We start from the raw sequence: 15,886 nt of genomic DNA, 5'->3' as shown, positions 1-15,886 counted from the left end.
TGAACCCATGGTTCGCTGAACGCTGACATACGCGAACGGCCCGTCGGAAGCAGAGCCTCCGGCGGGCCGTCCGTGTTTGTGTGGGGGCATGACCGCGCACACCGTTGAGTACATCCGGTACCTCATTCCCGAGCAGCAGTCGGCGGAGTTCCTCGCCGCCTACACCCGGGCCGCCGCGCAGCTCGCGGCGGCCCCGCAGTGCGTCGACTACGAACTGGCGCGCTGCGAGGAGGACTTCGAGCACTTCGTGCTCCGCATCACCTGGACGTCCACCGAGGACCACATCGAGGGCTTCCGCGAATCGGAGCTCTTCACCGACTTCGTCGCCGAGATCGGCCCGTTCGTCGGGTCCATCCAGGAGATGCGCCACTACAAGCCGACGACCGTACGGGGCACGGGGGCGTCCGTGCCCACGCTGTACTCCTGGGCCGGGGGTCCAGAGGCCTTCACACGGCTCACCGAGGTCTTCTACGACAAGGTCCTCAAGGACGACGTCCTCGCACCCGTCTTCGAAGGGCTCGCCGCCGAGCACGCGTCCCATGTCGCGGCCTGGTTCGGCGAGGTCTTCGGCGGCCCGGCGGCCTACTCCGAGACGCAGGGCGGGCACGGCCACATGGTCGCCAAGCACCTGGGGAAGAGCATCACGGAGGTCCAGCGGCGGCGCTGGGTCAACCTGCTGCAGGACGCGGCGGACGAGGCGGGCCTGCCGACGGACGCCGAGTTCCGTTCGGCGTTCGTCGCGTACGCGGAGTGGGGGACGCGGCTCGCCGTGCACTTCTCCGGACCCGACGCGACGCCTCCGGCGGAGCAGCCCGTACCGAAGTGGACGTGGGGCGCCGCCCCGCCGTACCAGCCGTGACGGTGCTCGTCGCACTGCAGCGGATGCCGGATGCCGGATGCCGGACGCCGGACGGGCTGGACACCTCAGCCTGTCCGGCGTCGGGCACTGGCCGTCCGAGGACGAGGCACGGGCGGGCGGCCCAGGCAGGCCCAGGCGGACGGGCGGGCGGCCCAGGTGGACACAGGGAGAGCTACGCCCGTGGTGTCGAGGACCCCGCCCGGGTGGCGTCCGTGCCCCAGCTGGCCAGCAACCGCAGCCCCTCGGCCGACGGCGAACCCGGCTCCGCGTGATACGTCACCACCGACTGCTCGTCGTCGTCGGGGAGCCGGAACGTCTCGAAGGACAGAGTGAGCTCGCCCACCAGCGGATGACGCAGCCGCTTCACCCCGTGGCTCTTCTCCTTGACGTCGTGCGTCGCCCAGAGCCGCCGGAACTCCTCGCTCTTCACCGACAGCTCACCGACCAGCGCCGACAGCCGGGGATCGTCCGGATGGCAGCCCGCGTCCATGCGCAGAAAACTCACGATGTCGGACGCCTTCTGCTCCCACTCCACGAACAGGTCGCGGTACTCGGGCCTGAGGAACACCATCCGCGCCCAGTTCCGCTCGGGCGCGGGCAGCTCCGACCAGTCGCCGAACACGGCGGCGGCCATCCGGTTCCACACGAGGATCTCGGAGCGCCGCCCCACAACGTACGCGGGCACACTGTCGAACGTGTCGATCAGCTGCCGCATCGCCACCCGCACCTGCTGCGGCCGGGCCGACGGCTTCTTCTTGTGCTGCTTGGGCTTCGCCAGATGGGTGAGATGCGCGTGCTCGGCCCCGCTCAGCCGCAGGGCGCGCGCGATCGCGTCGAGCACCTCCGCCGACACGTTCCGTCCGTTGCCCTGCTCAAGACGGGTGTAGTACGCCACCGAGACCCCGGCCAGCTGCGCCAGCTCCTCGCGGCGCAGGCCCGGCACACGGCGGTGCCGCCCGAAGTCCGGCAGCCCCACGTCCTCCGGCTTCAGCCGCGCCCGGCGCGTGCGCAGGAACTCGCTGAGCTCGGCACGCTGGTCCAGCGGCCGCCCCGGCACCTGCCCGGCCGCGCCCGTGGAGTCCTGAGAGGGCTGTTCGTCCATACGTCCAGTATTCACGGTGGTACGCACACGAACCTGCCCCTGCCAGTAGTAGGACCAGCGAACGTACGCAGAACCGTGGTCTGGGTGACGGCCGGGAAAGCGGGCAGGCTGGAATCCGTACCCGGCTGGAAGGCAGGCCGGGCGCAGATCCACCTCTTAGGAGAACCGTCCGCATGACCACTGTCGCCGCATACGCCGCCCCCGCCGCCAAGGCTCCTCTGGAGCGCACGACCGTCGAGCGTCGTGCGGTCGGCGAGCACGACGTCCTCATCGAGATCAAGTTCGCCGGCATCTGCCACTCCGACATCCACCAGGCCCGTGAGGGCTGGGGCGAGGCCATCTTCCCGATGGTCCCGGGCCACGAGATCGCCGGCGTCGTCACCGAGGTCGGACCCGGTGTCACCAAGTTCACCGTCGGCGACCGCGTGGGCGTCGGCTGCATGGTCGACTCCTGCCGCGAGTGCGAGAACTGCAAGGCCGGCCTGGAGCAGTACTGCACCCAGGGCAACGTGGGCACGTACAACGCCCTCGACAAGAACGGCGAGGTCACCTACGGCGGCTACTCGACCCACATCGTCGTCGACGAGGCCTTCACCGTCCGTATCCCCGAGGGCCTGGCCCTCGACGAGGCCGCGCCGCTGCTGTGCGCCGGCATCACCACGTACTCCCCGCTCAAGCACTGGAACGCCGGCCCCGGCAAGAAGGTCGCGATCCTCGGCATGGGCGGCCTCGGCCACATGGGCGTCAAGATCGCGCACGCGCTCGGCGCCGAGGTGACCGTCCTGTCCCAGTCGCTCCGCAAGCAGGACGACGGCCTGAAGATGGGCGCCGACCACTACTACGCGACCAGCGACCCGAAGACCTTCGAGGAGCTGCGCGGCTCCTTCGACCTGATCCTTTCGACGGTGTCCGCCCCGCTCGACCTGGACGTCTTCCTGTCCCTCCTCAAGACGGACGGCGCCTTCGTGAACGTGGGCGCGCCCGAGGAGCCCGTCGCCCTGAACCTCTTCTCGGTGATCGCCGGCCGCAAGACCCTCGCCGGGTCGGGCATCGGCGGCATCCAGGAGACCCAGGAGATGCTGGACTTCTGCGCCGAGCACGGCTTCGGCGCCGAGATCGAACTGATCAGCGCCTCCGAGATCAACGAGGCGTACGAGCGGGTGCTGAACAGCGATGTGCGGTACCGCTTCGTGATCGACACCGCGACGATCTAGCTCCACCGGAGACAGGGCGCCGGGCGCGGTTCCCGCCGCGGGATCCACCGCGGGATCCGCCCCGGATTCCGACCGCGTCGCTGGGGGACAGGGCTGTGCTCTGTCCCCCAGCGGCGTTCGACGGTGCCGTTACCCGTCAGCCCAGCAGGTCGAGGGCCTCGCAGTAGTCGTCATGGGCCTCGCCGTACTGCCCGGCGGCGACAAGGAACATGGAACGGTCGGTCAAGGCCCGCGCCAGCGCCTTTCGGCTCTGCTCCGCGTTGGCCGTGTCGGCCGTGCCAGTCGCGCCTGCCTGGTCGGCAGGAGCAGCAACTGCGGCAGCGGTGTCGGCGCCGGTTGCGTAGGCCGCGTCGCGTGCGAGTGCCACGCCTTCGTCGAAGAGCGGGCGGAGGGGCTTCAGGATGAGATGGGAGCGGTTCTCGCGGCGGACAGCCGCACGGATGGTGAGCCTTCGGTGCAGGGCCACCACTTCGGGCAGGCGTCCCGACGGCTCCGCCCGGGCCGCCTCCTTCAGTCCGGCGGCCTGTTCTTCGAGGGCGGCCAGGCCGTCGACATAGGTCTGCCTGACGTCGGGCGACCAGTCGAGGAACGGGGCGCCGAACGGAGGCGCCGGGGACCCGGGCCGCGGCGGGGGTTCCGCGGACCGGCCCGACAAGGCGTACAGGGTGACCCACCACGTCAGGATGTTGCTCCAGCTCTCGCGCTCCCCGGTCCTGTCCAGCTCGGACAGGAAGGTGAGGGCCTCCAGGCGGGCGGCCCGTGCCTCGACGCACTGCCCGGCAGCGTCCAACATCCCCGCACGGTGGACCAGTTGCCATATCAGGATGGCCAACGCGGTGCCGTTCCTGGCGGCCTTGGCGCGGGAGCCCGCCACGATGTCCGCGAAAACCTCCAGCGCCGCGTCGTGGCATCCGGCGGCGTCCAGTTCGGCCGCCCATTCGAGCAGCTCCCAGAAAGAGGCCTCCGGGGACTCCGGGGCATCTGAGGCTTCTGAGGCCTCCGAACTCTCCGAGGGCGCCCGGGTTTTCGAGATCTCTGCCGAGCTCTTCGAGCGAGCGATTCGTACCGACTCCCCGCAGAGGTCCGCGGCCTCCTGGTGACGTCCTTCCTCGGCCAGGACGACGGCCAACGGCCCCTGCCCGTAGACAGGGCTCGGCACCTGGCCGTGTGCGAAGCCCCACCGCCCGGCCTCGGCCATCTCCTCACACACGGCGAGGCCCTCCGCCCGCCGTCCGGCGGCACAGAGCTCGCGCCGGTACGCGGACAGAGCACGCACCAGCAACTCGGTCCTGTTGTGTTCGCCCGCGTCGATGCGCCGGGCCGCGACAGCCGCCTCGGCGTACCGTGCCAGTCGTACGTCCGGCAGGTCCCGTACCTCCGGCGCGTATCCGTAGGAGAGCAGCGCCTCCGTCAGTTTCGGCAGGTAGGTCAGCGGACTCACCGCCGACAGCACCCGGTAGGCCCCGACCTGTCGACCGACGTCCGGCCTGCCTGATCCGAGCAGCATCGTCCGTGCGCGCAGCACCGCATCCTGATCGACGTTCTCGGTGTGATCCATGTCGGCGATTCTGAGGGCCGGGAGAGGGGCCGAACAAGGCGCCCGAGCTGTGCCGTTAGTCCTACGAAAACAGCCTCTGACCTGTCATGATGGGTACGGTATCGCCGGTCGCTCCGCTCTCACGGAAGCGACTGTGAACGCCCGGAGCCCTAGCCTCGTCACAGGAGGCTCTCGTCCCGGACGACCCAGCCCGCGCCCAACTCGCGCCGCAGAGCGCTCAATGCCGCGTGCGCCTGCTGCTTGAAGAGCTGCAGCTCCTCGTCGGACCACGGCGAGGGATCCGGCGGGTAGTCCCAGTTGATCGACGACTGGTACCGCTCGGACAGCCTGGCCAACTCCGCCCGTGTCACCGCGCTGATCGGCAACCGCTCCAGCCGGCAGGGGTAGCCGTACGGGCTGGCCATGTCCTCCGGCCACAACGGCGTGTCCACGCCGGCCTCGAAGAAGAAACGCAGGTAGTGGGTCACGCGGCATTGTCCCAGGTGCCGGCGGGCTCGTTCCGCCCACAGAGTAAGGCGGTTGCTCTTCCTGCCGGACATGATGGCCTGGGGCGTGCGGGCTGCGGGCGTGACCGGTCGGCCGCGGAGCTGAGGGAGCCTCGATGAGAGTCGCTTTCGTGCACGGCGCGTGCGCACAGGACGCCGCCTGGTGGTGGCACCGGATGGTGGAGCCACTTGCCGCCCTGGGCCTGGAGAGCCGCAGCGTGGAACTACCCAGCTGTGGCGAACGGGCGGGAGCTGCCTCGGGGGCGGATCTGCACGCCGACGCCGACGCGGTACGGGCCGTCCTCGACGAGGAACCCGAACGCCCCGCTCTGCTGTGCGGGCACTCGTACGGCGGGATGGTGATCACCGACGCGGCCGCGGGCCGGGACGACGTCGACCACCTCCTCTACGTCAGCGCGGTCGTGCCGGACACCGACGAGTCACTCGCCTCCCTGGCCGGACCCGAACCAGCACCCTGGGTCGTACCGCGGGACGACGGCACGATCGTCCCGAACACAGCGGTCGACCTGCGGGGCGCGTTCCTGCACGACTGCGACGAGGAAGCGGCGGCGGGCGCCCTCCGACGCTGGGGACCACAGTCACAGGCGGCCTTCGCCCAGGCGCCGCGCGGCATCGCCTGGCACAAGACCCCCTCCACGTACGTCGTCTGCGCCGAGGACCGGGCCACGTCACCGGCGAGGCAGCGGGAGTTCGCCCGACGCGCGTCCCGCCGGCTCGACCTGCAGACCGGCCACCACCCGTTTCTGTCCCATCCGGCCTTGCTCGCCGAGGTGATCGGAGAGATCGTCGGCGGGGGCGACGCACAGGTGTCCGGGGGAGCCTGACCGGGTGGGCCGCGTGGGCCGCGTGGGCCGCGTGGGCCGGGTCGTCGGCGTGGACGGCGTCGACTGAAACGTTCCCCTGAGCAAACGGATCAACGAGACGCACGAGACGCACGGACGCACGAGACGCAACGAGAGCCACGGAAAGAAGTGAGGGGACCCCATGGTTCGGCTGTACGAGCGCGGCAGCAGATCCTGTGAACCGGCGGAGATCGAGCCGGGCATGCGTGACGCGATCACCGCCCACGCGCGGGCGCACTCCCTCGGGGACGTACTGGCGAACCAGGTCGCCTGCTGCGACACCCGCAGCACCCGCCTGCACAAACCGGGTCTGCTCTCCCGCCTCAAGGGATCGGCGGACCCGGACCCCGAGCACCGCACCGTCGCTCTGTGCACGGCCCGCCATCTCGTGGTGGCGGTGACCCGGGCGTCCACCGGTACCGTGTGCCTGTCCGCGCGGCTGGACGACGTGAGCCTGGCCGGGCACAGCGAACTGACCGGCGGTCTCCCCGGACGCCTCCAGGTTCCGCAGGACAGCGGGGTCAGCGTCACCGCCTCCTGGTTTGGCCTGCCGGAGCGGAGTTCCTACTACGTCGCGCTGGGCGACGACGCCCCCGGTAGATCCTTCCTGGAAGCACTGCGCGAGGCGGTCGCAGCAGCAAAGCAGAACTGAGCCACGGCACGTCACATCCCGCAACGACGTCACGTCACGTCACGGCATGCGTCGCGTGGCCGCCGCACGCCACTGTTCACGGCCCCGGAAAGCCGTTGCCACCGCGTTCGATGCCGCTCTCGGCTCACCCGCGCGGGCGGCCCAGTACGTCGTCCCCGAGGGCGTAGGGACGCTCCTGGGGCATCAGCCGGGCCGCGGAGCCCAGATCGCCGGCCCGGACGAGTGCGTGGATCTCGTGGGCGAGCGGAGTCACGTCTGTGACGGCGACCGTCCACTCGTCCGCGTACCGACGCACGGCCTCGCCGGAGACCGAGTTGCAGCGAGCGGTGGGGCAGCGGCCGGAGCCGCAGATCACGCTCGGGATCCCACTGCACCTGTGCCAACGCCTGCCGCAACTGCCGCTTCCAGTCGGCCTGGTCGGCATGCGCCCCGCGGACGTAGTGCGACAGACAGGCGCCACGCAGCGCCCACTCGAACCCCTCCCGACGGATCTCAAGGCCCAGGACGGTCTCCTGCCCGACCTTGGTGCCCCAGCCGCAGAGGTACATCATCCGCAGGAAGGACGGTTTGATCCGTGTCTTGCCGTGCTCACAAACCCTTCGTTGGCGGAGCTACTGATTCCGGCAATGATGGTCGAGTCAAGCCTCGCCAACTGCGAACTGCCTGCCGCCTGCGACTGACGTGCTTCGTCGGGTTGAGCAACGGGTCGAAAATCGGTGGTCACTTGAGCCGGCCGGGCCCACGCTGTACGCCATGGAAGAACCGCTTCACAGGATTCGCGCGCTTCACACGGCGTCCACGGTCACCGTCTACCAGGCGTACTCCCCCGAGATCGGACTGCCCGCCATCCGAGACGGCCGATTTCCCGCCGCGTGGAGGCCTGGCCGTATGACGTGGATCAAGCCCAGTTTCATGTGGATGATGTATCGCTCCGGCTGGGGCACGAAGGAGGGTCAGGAGACCGTCCTCGCCGTCGAGATCACTCGCGACGGCTTCGACTGGGCGCTGCGCCATGCCTGCCTGTCGAGTTACGTTCGCGGACTGCATGTCGATCGCGGCACCTGGCAGCGTGACCTCAAGCGGGCACCGGCCCGTGTCCAGTGGGATCCCGAACGCGATCTGCACCTGCGTCCCCTGCCGTACCGCTCGCTACAACTGGGGCTCTCGGGTGAGGCATCGTCGCGTTACGCGGACGACTGGATCGTGTCCATCAGTGACGTGACTCCGCTGGCCAACGAGATCCACGCACTCGTCAGTGACGGCGAACTGGACTCAGCGACCCGGCTGCTCCCCCAGGAACGGGGATACCTTGCCGGTGAAGAACTACTGGCCCACCTGCGTACCTGACCGGCAGGCCGGGCACAACCGCCGGCGTCACCTATGGGTCGCATGGCAGCACAGCCCCCGGCACAACACGGCCGGGTGCGGATACCTCTTGCCCGGTCACGGCCCTGGACGCCCGCGCAACCCCCTCGGCCCGCCGACACCTTGAGACACCACGGTCTGCCCGCCCGCGCTGCACGGAACTCCGCCGCGATGGACGCCTTGGTGGACCTGCCGCACATGGTCGTCGCCGACCTGCTCGGCATCCACCCCAAGACAGCCGAACGCTGGGACACCCTCGTCGGCGGGAACTGGTCCGATTACTTTGCAGCGCGACGGGCCGACCCGTAGGGCCCGGTAGTTGAGCAGGGCGATGTTCCGAGTCTGCGCTATCGGGGGATCGTGAGCAGGATGCGGCCGTGGCCACCGCCGGCGTCGACGTGGTCGTGGGCCTTGGCGATGTCTTCCAGCGGGTGACGGTCGCCGACTGCGATGGTGAGGGCGCCGACGGCGGCGGCGGAGGTGAGGTCGCGGGCGGCCTGGCGCTTGGCCGCAGCAGGGAAGTCGTCGCTGCCGAGCAGGCGGAGGGTGACGTTGTTGAACAGCAGCGGCCAGAAGGGGATTTCGGTGCGGTCCGTGCGGGTGGCGTAGGCGGCGATGACGGCGTTGTTGGCGGCGACGGCGTTGTCGAGGTCGGCGTTGTCGGACAGCGCGACCTCGATGATCCGGTCGACGCCCCGCGGCGCGTACGAGCGGATGGCCGCGGCGGGGTCGCCGGTATCCAGGGGGACGGCGTGGGAGACGACGGCCGCGTCGACGCGGTTGAGGTCCGCGCTTCGGCGGACGGTCGCGATCACAGTCGCGCCGGCCCAGTGGGCGAGCTGGGCGGCCAGGGAGCCGACGCCGCCGAGAACTCCGTGGACCAGGACCAGTTGGCCGTCGACCGGGCCGTCGGCGAAGACGGTGCGGTGGGCTGTGATGCCGGGGATGCCGAGGCTCGCCCCCAGCTCGTCACCGAGGTGGTCGGGCAGGAATACGGCCTGGTGGTCGGGTACGACGGTGTACTGGGCGGCTGTGCCGAAGGGGCGGTAGGACTGGGCGCCGTGTACCCAGACCCGCTGTCCGACGCGGCGGGCGTCGACTTGGGCGCCCACGGCGTCGATGACTCCGGCGCCGTCGCTGTGCGGGATCACCCGCGGGAAGGGCATGGACGAGCCGAGCCAGCCGCGCCGCTTCTTGGTGTCGCCAGGGTTGACGCCCGAGACGGTGACGCGGACGCGGACCTCGCCGGGGCCGGGGACGGGATCAGCGAGTTCACCGACGTGCAGGACATCGGCGGCGGGGCCCTGGTCGTCGTACCAGGAAGCAAGCATGGGGGTACCTCCGTGGACAGTCAGCTCGCGGGAGCGGCGGGCGCATGCGGATCCGCATGCGGATCGCTGTCGGTGCATGCGGTGTCGAATGCGGGCGCCTTCTCCCCGAGGGCCTCGCGCAGCCAGGTCCGTTCGGCGCGGCTGGTGGCGCGGGCGGTGAGCAGCATGCCCCGCCGGTAGGGGTCGGCGACCTCCTCGGCACGCAGGGGCCGCTCCTTGTCGTAGAAGAAACTCGCCGGTTCCTCCAGGAACTCCAGACGTCTGCGCAGCACCGCGTGCTGTTCGGCCACGTCGGGCAGGTGGGAGAGGAAGGCCAGGACGACGTAGAACCGGGTGAAGTCGGTGATCTCGTGGTCGGCTGGCTTGCGCAGGCGTTGAAGCATTTCGGCCCGTCCAGCCGCGGTCGGGCTGAGCACGTATCGGGCCGCCCCCGCGGCTGGGTCGGCGCGCCGCTCGATCAAGCCCGCCCTGGTCAGGCGATTGATTGCCGGATACAGGCTGCCGTCACTGACCGGCCGCGTATAGCCGGTCAGCTGTGAGATGCGGCGGCGCAGCTCGTGTCCAGGCAGGGGTCCCTCGGCGAGGTAGCCGAGTATCGCGAGTTCCAGCATGAGTCCATCATCGCACGTGAACATCGAATCGATGTTCACATCGAATCGATGTTAGCCTCGCCGGTACCCGCCCAAACGTCTCTGGAGAGGCACAGCACGATGCCATCGCAGTCCACCGAGTCAGTGATGAACCGTTTCGTCGAGTTCATCAACACGGGCAACGAGGATCTCTCCCGCGAGGTCATTTCTCCGGACGCGGTGTTCCACGCGCCAAGCCACTCAGAACCCCTGCGGGGACCCGATGGGTACATGGAAGTCCTCGGGATGATGCGCAGCGCCTTCCCCGACGTCCAGTGGACGCTGGAGGAGACGGTCACCGAAGGCGACACCGTGGCCGCGCGGTTCACCATGCGGGGAACCCACGACGGTGAGTTCTTCGGGGTCCCGGCGAGTGGCAACAAGATCTCGGTGCAGGCCATGAACTTCTACTACCTGGCCGACGGCCGGATCGTCGGCGAACGGGGCCAGCCCGATCTCCTCGGGGTGATGCAGCAGATCGGTGCCGTGCCGGCGCCTTGAACCTCGTAGCGCCGGGTGAGCCTTCGGCCGCGCGGATTGCCGCTGCCGGGAGGGGGCCGCATGGCGCGGTGGCAGAGGGCGAAGCCCTCCACCGGAGCGCGGGCGTCTGTTGCGGGTTCACCGCAAGAGGCCGGTCTTCTTCTTGATCCGGCGTCTTCGCGCAGACAGCGCCCGTTGCGGCGAGAGCTTTACACCTTGTCACCGCTGACGTGACCGAGCCGGGTACGGAACTGGTGGAGTGCACGGATCCTGCGTGCCATCGGTTTTCGACCGGGTGACGCAGGGGCGGCGGGCGGGCACGGAATCGCCCGGGACCCTCACGCGTTGTGGGAGTGGGCAGGTAGCCGGCGGTGTGCGAGCCGAGCAGCCCGAGTGACCGAGCTGACAGATATTGGAGGGGCCGCAATGGCTGCGCAGACGCAGAGGGCCGTGCTCGCGGGTGGATGCTTCTGGGGGATGGAGGATCTGATCCGCCGGCTCCCGGGCGTGACGGCGACCCGGGTCGGATACACCGGGGGCGACGTGCCGAACGCGACGTACCGCAACCACGGGACGCACGCGGAGGCCATCGAGATCCTTTTCGACCCCGAGGAGACCAGCTTCCGCGCGATCCTGGAGTTCTTCTTCCAGATCCACGACCCGAGCACCAAGAACCGTCAGGGCAACGACATCGGCCTCAGCTACCGCTCGGCGATCTACTACGTGGACGACGAGCAGAAGCGGACCGCCGAGGACACGATCGCGGACGTGGACGCCTCCGGCCTGTGGCCGGGCAAGGTCGTCACCGAGGTGGAGCCGGTCGGCCCCTTCTGGGAGGCCGAGCCCGAGCACCAGGACTACCTGCTGCGTTACCCGGAGGGCTACACGTGCCACTTCCCGCGCTCGGGATGGCGGCTGCCGACTCGCGCGGAGAGCTGACCGCGCGAGGCGGCCCGGCGGAGCCCGGAGACGACCGGCCGAGGCTCCGCAGCCGGGACTTCCCGCGCCTGCGGGGCCGGCGGTCGCCCGATGCCGTTTAGAAGGGCGCCGGGCGCGGACGGCGCCGGAGGAGCGCAACAGCGGAGTGCATGAGCGCCGTCCGGGGCGGCGGAGGGCGCGCCCCGGGCCTGCTCAGCGCGACAGCGTGGCCGGACTGCCGCCGTTCGCCTCGTATCCCGCCACCGCCAGGGCCCGGTACACCGCGTAGTCCGCCGCCGGGTCCGACGTCAGCGTCCACGGGAGGGCGCCCACATGGCCGTCGACGTGCACCAGCTGGTTCATCGCCTCCGACCAGCGCTCGCCGCGGACCAGGAAGAAGATCAGCAGATGGCGGACGTGCGCGAGCATCGGGTCGTCGGAGCGGGCCGAATGGACCGCGAACAGCCCGCCGTGGACCGCCTTGGTCACGACCTCGCTCTGGTAGAAGCCGCTGACGAGATTCACCTCAGGAAGGTGCTCGAAGACCGCGAAGAGCGGCATGGCGGCGAGGAGGGACCCCTGGGGGGCGCGCGCCGCGGCCGCCTCCGCGAACGAGTACGCCGTCTCCCGTGACCCGTGCCACTTCTCGCACCAGTAGTGCAGGGCCGCCAGATGTGCCCCCATATGCGCGGGCGCCCTGTCGAGGATCTTCAGCCAGAGCTTCTCGAACTCCGGCTGGGTGTACGCGAGCCCGCGGGCCACCGACAGCTCGATGATGTACGGAATCGGGTCGCCCGGTGCCAGCAGTGCTGCCTCGCCGCAGGCCGACCGCGCCTCCTCCATGATGATCCGGAACTCGTCGGTCCCCGGCGTCGACGTGCGCCACGCCTGCTGCACCAGGAACTCGGCGTGCACGGCGGCGCCGCCCGCGTCCTTGGGCTTCTCGGCACGCCACACCCGCAGCCACTGGCCGCCGGGGCTGTCGCTCACGCCCCCGGGGCGCTGCTGCAGCTCCAGCGAGGCGGCGCCCGCGAAGGCCTGGACGCGCTGCCAGCGCCGCTCGCCCTCCGACTCCGTGCCCGCGAGGAGCTGGGAGGCCGCGCGGTAGTCCTGGCCGCGCTGCACCAGGTCGAGGACCTCCAGCAGATCCTGGTCGGGGCCGGGCATACGGATGTCCAGCTCCTCCTGGCGCAGGAAGCCGTAGTTCGCCGGGTCGGCGGCGTCCGGGTCGCCGGGGGCGACCTGCGTGATTCCGGCACGCCTGCGCCTCAGGATCGGCCCCAGGGCGAACCCGATCATGAGCAGCGCCATCAGGACCCAGAGAATCTCCATACGACAAGCGAACCAGACGCGTCCGACAATTGGCCAACCAGGTCGGCCGCTCCTGTGGAAAACCTTGCGGGAGGGACGGCGGGAGGGATGGCGGGAGGGACGGGAAGAGGGGCGGGGAGGGCGAGGCCGGCGGGTGGTCCGCGGCCCGGTGTCCGGCCGCCCGCCGCCACAATCCCCGCGGGCGCATTACCCTCGGTGCCCATGAGCGACAGGCACATCAGCCAGCACTTCGAAACCGTGGCGATCCACGCGGGCAACACCGCCGATCCCCTCACCGGCGCGGTCGTCCCGCCGATCTACCAGGTCTCGACCTACAAGCAGGACGGCGTCGGCGGTCTGCGCGGCGGCTACGAGTACAGCCGCAGCGCCAACCCCACCAGGACCGCCCTGGAGGAGAACCTCGCGGCCCTGGAGGGCGGCCGCCGCGGGCTCGCGTTCGCGTCCGGACTGGCGGCCGAGGACTGCCTGCTGCGTACGCTGCTCAGCCCCGGCGACCACGTGGTCATCCCCAACGACGCGTATGGCGGCACGTTCCGCCTCTTCGCGAAGGTCGTCTCGCGGTGGGGGGTGGAGTGGTCGGTCGCCGACACCAGCGACCCCGCGGCCGTGCGGGCCGCCATCACCCCGAAGACCAAGGCCGTCTGGGTGGAGACCCCCTCCAACCCGCTCCTCGGCATCACCGACATCGCCGCCCTCTCACACATCGCGCGTGAGGCCGGCGCGAAGCTCGTCGTCGACAACACCTTCGCCAGCCCGTACCTCCAGCAGCCGCTCGCGCTCGGCGCGGACGTCGTCGTGCACTCGCTGACCAAGTACATGGGCGGCCACTCCGACGTCGTCGGCGGTGCCCTCGTGGTGGGCGACCAGGCCCTCGGCGAGGAGCTGGCCTACCACCAGAACGCGATGGGCGCGGTGGCCGGTCCCATGGACGCCTGGCTGGTGCTGCGCGGCATCAAGACGCTCGCCGTCCGCATGGACCGGCACAGCGAGAACGCGACCAAGGTCGCCGAGATGCTCACCCGGCACGCGCGCGTGACGCGTGTCCTGTACCCGGGCCTCCCGGAGCACCCCGGCCACGAGATCGCCGCCAAGCAGATGAGGTCGTTCGGTGGCATGGTCTCCTTCCAAGTCGAAGGCGGCGAGGAGGCGGCCGTCGAGGTCTGCAACCGCGCCAAGGTGTTCACGCTGGGCGAGTCCCTGGGCGGCGTCGAGTCCCTGATCGAGCACCCGGGGCGCATGACGCACGCGTCCGTGGCCGGGTCCCTCCTGGAGGTCCCCGCCGACCTCGTACGCCTCTCCGTAGGCATCGAGAACGTCGACGACCTCCTTGAGGACCTCAAGCAGGCCCTGGGCTAGCCGACCGCGGCCCGCGAAGCCCGCAAGCCCGGGCGCGACGCGCTGCAGGCCCGTGGCGTTCTTGGGCCGGGGCAGGCAGAGACACGGGTCTTCGGCGGCCGGCGGAGGGTTTCGGCGGTCCTCACCGGTTCGCCGTCGGCCGTCGCCCTCACCAGCCGGTCAGCGGTGGAGTCGTCTCCGACGGCGGCTCCACCCACGGCTGGGCGATCGACGCCCACACCACGAAGGCCACGGCCGCCGCGAGCAGCAGCAGCCAGATCAGCAGGAGCGCGGCCCTTCGACGGCGCAGCATCCGCCCGCCCCTGCGCACGGCCTCCGGGTACAGCTCGGGCGGTACGGGCGGCTGGGGCTCCTCCAGGATGCGCCGGACATCGGCCTCCCTGCGGTTCACCGGGCTCATGAGGGCGCCACCTTCGCGATCACCGGGGTGGCCTCCCGCGGCGGATGCAGCAGCGTGGCCATGGCGCGGGCGCAGATGGCCCGTACCCGCTCGGTGGGCAGCCCCAGCAGTGCCGCGGCCTGCTCCTCGGCGACGCCCTCGTACATGCGCAGCACGAGGATCAGCCGTTCCTGCGGCGTGAGGCAGTACAGGACGCTGCCGTGGTCCGGGCGGCCGCGGGTGTGGGCCCGGCCGAAGCCGCCGTACTGGTGCCAGGCCCCGCGCGCGAAGCGCACGGCCAGGTGCTGCCGGGTCCGGTCGTACGGGTCCTCACCGTGCAGCCGGTCCCAGGTGGCGTACGTGTGGGCCAGGGCCGCGGTGAGCAGGCGCCGCGCGCGCGGGTTGTCGTCCGGGGGCTCCGCGGTGAGCAGCGTCGCGGCATGCAGCAGCCGCCCTCCCGCGCCCGCGACGAATGCCTTGAACTCCCGGGCACGGCGGGCGTTCCGGGACGCCTGCCGCTCTCGCACCGTGCCTCCCGACGGTGGGGAACCGGGCCCTGGATGCGTACGCCGGGGACAGCCGCGTACGACAGGGCCCGGTCTCATATGAGGCCAGGCGTGGGCCCCTGGTCAAGAGGCCGGTACGAGACGGTGTGCGACGGCACGGGACGAGGAGGGAGCGCACCGGGGAAACCGGCGGGACGGCGCGGCACGAGCACGCGGTGGCGCCGTTCGAGTGGCCCGAGCCGAAGCCGGGCGCCGACGCGGGGCGCCGGAACCTGACGGCCGGGCGGGCGCGGTCGCGGGCGGGGCACCGCGCGGCGGGCCGGTCAGGAAGGGGCCGGGGCCTCCACGGACGGCGACGCGGCCATCCGGGTGGAGAGTGCGGTGTTGAAGCGGGTGAGCAGCGTGCAGAAGGCCTCGCGCTCCTCGGGTGCCCACTCCTGAGTCAGTTCGGCCATCAACTGACGTCTTGAGGACCGCACTTCCTCCAGGCGGGACAGGCCGCGCGGCGACAGCTGGAGCACCACGGCACGCCCGTCCTCCGGGTGGGAGGTGCGCTTGACGAGCCCGGTGTCGACCAGCGGGGCCACCTGCCGGGTGACCGTCGACGAGTCGATGCCCATGCTCGCGGCGAGTGCCTTGACGCCCATCGGCCCCTCCTTGTCGAGGCGGTTGAGCAGCAGATACGCGGCGCGGTCCATGGAGTTGCGCACCTGACCGACCCCGCCGAGCCGGGTCTGTTCGGCACGGCGGGCGAACACCGCGACCTCGTGCTGCAGCGTTTCCAGAAGACCGGTGTCACCGACGGTCGTCATGTCCATCGACATTTCAGGTGTTGTGGGCATGGCCGGGGGCTCTAT

18 protein-coding genes and 1 pseudogene are annotated in these 15,886 nt (G+C 70.6%); 9 read left to right on the top strand and 10 right to left on the bottom strand.

The genetic code is table 11. The features are described from left to right. Positions 1-88: 88 nt before the first annotated feature. Positions 89-859 (top strand): group II truncated hemoglobin, encoded by a 771-nt coding sequence (locus tag KUF83_RS13340; protein WP_217454873.1) that lies wholly within the window; start codon positions 89-91, stop codon positions 857-859. Positions 860-1,031: 172 nt separating this feature from the next. Here KUF83_RS13340 and KUF83_RS13335 read toward each other — a convergent pair whose 3' ends face one another. Continuing rightward, positions 1,032-1,961 carry a helix-turn-helix transcriptional regulator gene (locus KUF83_RS13335; RefSeq protein ID WP_217454872.1) on the bottom strand — a complete coding sequence of 310 codons (930 nt, stop codon included), beginning with the start codon at positions 1,959-1,961 and terminating at the stop codon, positions 1,032-1,034. Between the two features lie 173 nt (positions 1,962-2,134). Here KUF83_RS13335 and KUF83_RS13330 point away from each other — a divergent pair, with 173 nt between their 5' ends. Continuing rightward, positions 2,135-3,175, top strand: coding sequence for an NAD(P)-dependent alcohol dehydrogenase (locus KUF83_RS13330; protein ID WP_217454871.1), 1,041 nt, complete (start codon positions 2,135-2,137; stop codon positions 3,173-3,175). A 136-nt stretch (positions 3,176-3,311) separates the two neighbouring features. On the opposite strand, the gene KUF83_RS13325 is transcribed toward KUF83_RS13330, so the two are convergent. Further along, complete coding sequence (locus tag KUF83_RS13325) at positions 3,312-4,733, bottom strand: hypothetical protein (protein ID WP_217454870.1); 1,422 nt, start codon at positions 4,731-4,733, stop codon at positions 3,312-3,314. A gap of 158 nt (positions 4,734-4,891) precedes the next feature. Continuing rightward, positions 4,892-5,200, bottom strand: a complete 309-nt coding sequence (locus KUF83_RS13320) for a hypothetical protein (protein WP_217454869.1) — start codon at positions 5,198-5,200, stop codon at positions 4,892-4,894. A gap of 134 nt (positions 5,201-5,334) precedes the next feature. Here KUF83_RS13320 and KUF83_RS13315 point away from each other — a divergent pair, with 134 nt between their 5' ends. Both KUF83_RS13315 and KUF83_RS13310 read left to right on the top strand, forming a co-directional pair. After that, on the top strand, positions 5,335-6,063 hold the full coding sequence (locus tag KUF83_RS13315) for an alpha/beta fold hydrolase (protein WP_217454868.1): 729 nt from the start codon (positions 5,335-5,337) through the stop codon (positions 6,061-6,063). 160 nt (positions 6,064-6,223) lie between these two features. Further along, positions 6,224-6,733, top strand: a complete 510-nt coding sequence (locus KUF83_RS13310; protein WP_217454867.1) for a hypothetical protein — start codon at positions 6,224-6,226, stop codon at positions 6,731-6,733. A 124-nt stretch (positions 6,734-6,857) separates the two neighbouring features. Here the strand turns inward: KUF83_RS13310 and KUF83_RS13305 are convergent. Further along, positions 6,858-7,311 (bottom strand): annotated as a pseudogene (locus KUF83_RS13305) (DUF4291 domain-containing protein); the annotation flags it as partial. Between the two features lie 175 nt (positions 7,312-7,486). Here KUF83_RS13305 and KUF83_RS13300 point away from each other — a divergent pair. Together KUF83_RS13300 and KUF83_RS13295 are read left to right on the top strand one after the other, a co-directional pair. Further along, positions 7,487-8,080, top strand: coding sequence for a DUF4291 domain-containing protein (locus tag KUF83_RS13300; RefSeq protein ID WP_217454866.1), 594 nt, complete (start codon positions 7,487-7,489; stop codon positions 8,078-8,080). Between the two features lie 189 nt (positions 8,081-8,269). Continuing rightward, positions 8,270-8,407 (top strand): hypothetical protein, encoded by a 138-nt coding sequence (locus KUF83_RS13295; RefSeq protein WP_217454865.1) that lies wholly within the window; start codon positions 8,270-8,272, stop codon positions 8,405-8,407. Positions 8,408-8,445: 38 nt separating this feature from the next. Here the strand turns inward: KUF83_RS13295 and KUF83_RS13290 are convergent, their stop codons facing one another. Together KUF83_RS13290 and KUF83_RS13285 are read right to left on the bottom strand one after the other, a co-directional pair. Beyond that, positions 8,446-9,429 (bottom strand): NADPH:quinone reductase, encoded by a 984-nt coding sequence (locus KUF83_RS13290; RefSeq protein WP_217454864.1) that lies wholly within the window; start codon positions 9,427-9,429, stop codon positions 8,446-8,448. Positions 9,430-9,449: 20 nt separating this feature from the next. After that, on the bottom strand, positions 9,450-10,040 hold the full coding sequence (locus tag KUF83_RS13285) for a PadR family transcriptional regulator (protein ID WP_217454863.1): 591 nt from the start codon (positions 10,038-10,040) through the stop codon (positions 9,450-9,452). A 126-nt stretch (positions 10,041-10,166) separates the two neighbouring features. Between KUF83_RS13285 and KUF83_RS13280 the strand changes: the two genes are divergently transcribed. Together KUF83_RS13280 and msrA are read left to right on the top strand one after the other, a co-directional pair. Further along, on the top strand, positions 10,167-10,559 hold the full coding sequence (locus KUF83_RS13280; RefSeq protein WP_254643780.1) for an ester cyclase: 393 nt from the start codon (positions 10,167-10,169) through the stop codon (positions 10,557-10,559). A gap of 405 nt (positions 10,560-10,964) precedes the next feature. Next, the gene (gene msrA / locus KUF83_RS13275; protein WP_217454861.1) at positions 10,965-11,477 is read left to right on the top strand and encodes a peptide-methionine (S)-S-oxide reductase MsrA; all 513 of its coding nucleotides are present in this window, start codon (positions 10,965-10,967) and stop codon (positions 11,475-11,477) included. 192 nt (positions 11,478-11,669) lie between these two features. Here msrA and KUF83_RS13270 read toward each other — a convergent pair whose 3' ends face one another. Further along, positions 11,670-12,788, bottom strand: a complete 1,119-nt coding sequence (locus KUF83_RS13270) for a hypothetical protein (protein ID WP_217454860.1) — start codon at positions 12,786-12,788, stop codon at positions 11,670-11,672. A gap of 201 nt (positions 12,789-12,989) precedes the next feature. Between KUF83_RS13270 and KUF83_RS13265 the strand changes: the two genes are divergently transcribed. Continuing rightward, on the top strand, positions 12,990-14,144 hold the full coding sequence (locus KUF83_RS13265) for a cystathionine gamma-synthase (RefSeq protein WP_217454859.1): 1,155 nt from the start codon (positions 12,990-12,992) through the stop codon (positions 14,142-14,144). 148 nt (positions 14,145-14,292) lie between these two features. Here the strand turns inward: KUF83_RS13265 and KUF83_RS41935 are convergent, their stop codons facing one another. The 3 genes from KUF83_RS41935 to KUF83_RS13255 form a co-directional block, all read right to left on the bottom strand. Next, entirely contained in the window at positions 14,293-14,544 is a 252-nt protein-coding gene (locus tag KUF83_RS41935) for a hypothetical protein (protein WP_254643779.1), read from the bottom strand. Continuing rightward, positions 14,541-15,050 (bottom strand): sigma factor-like helix-turn-helix DNA-binding protein, encoded by a 510-nt coding sequence (locus KUF83_RS41930; protein WP_308402986.1) that lies wholly within the window; start codon positions 15,048-15,050, stop codon positions 14,541-14,543. The genes KUF83_RS41935 and KUF83_RS41930 overlap by 4 nt, the downstream gene beginning before the upstream one ends. A gap of 302 nt (positions 15,051-15,352) precedes the next feature. Further along, complete coding sequence (locus tag KUF83_RS13255) at positions 15,353-15,853, bottom strand: MarR family winged helix-turn-helix transcriptional regulator (protein ID WP_217454882.1); 501 nt, start codon at positions 15,851-15,853, stop codon at positions 15,353-15,355. Between the last annotated feature and the right edge of the window lie 33 nt (positions 15,854-15,886).

Source organism: Streptomyces sp. BV286, assembly GCF_019090165.1.
GTDB lineage: Bacteria > Actinomycetota > Actinomycetes > Streptomycetales > Streptomycetaceae > Streptomyces.
Note: the sequence above shows the minus strand (reverse complement) of the source record. Positions and strands in the feature narration are given on the sequence as shown.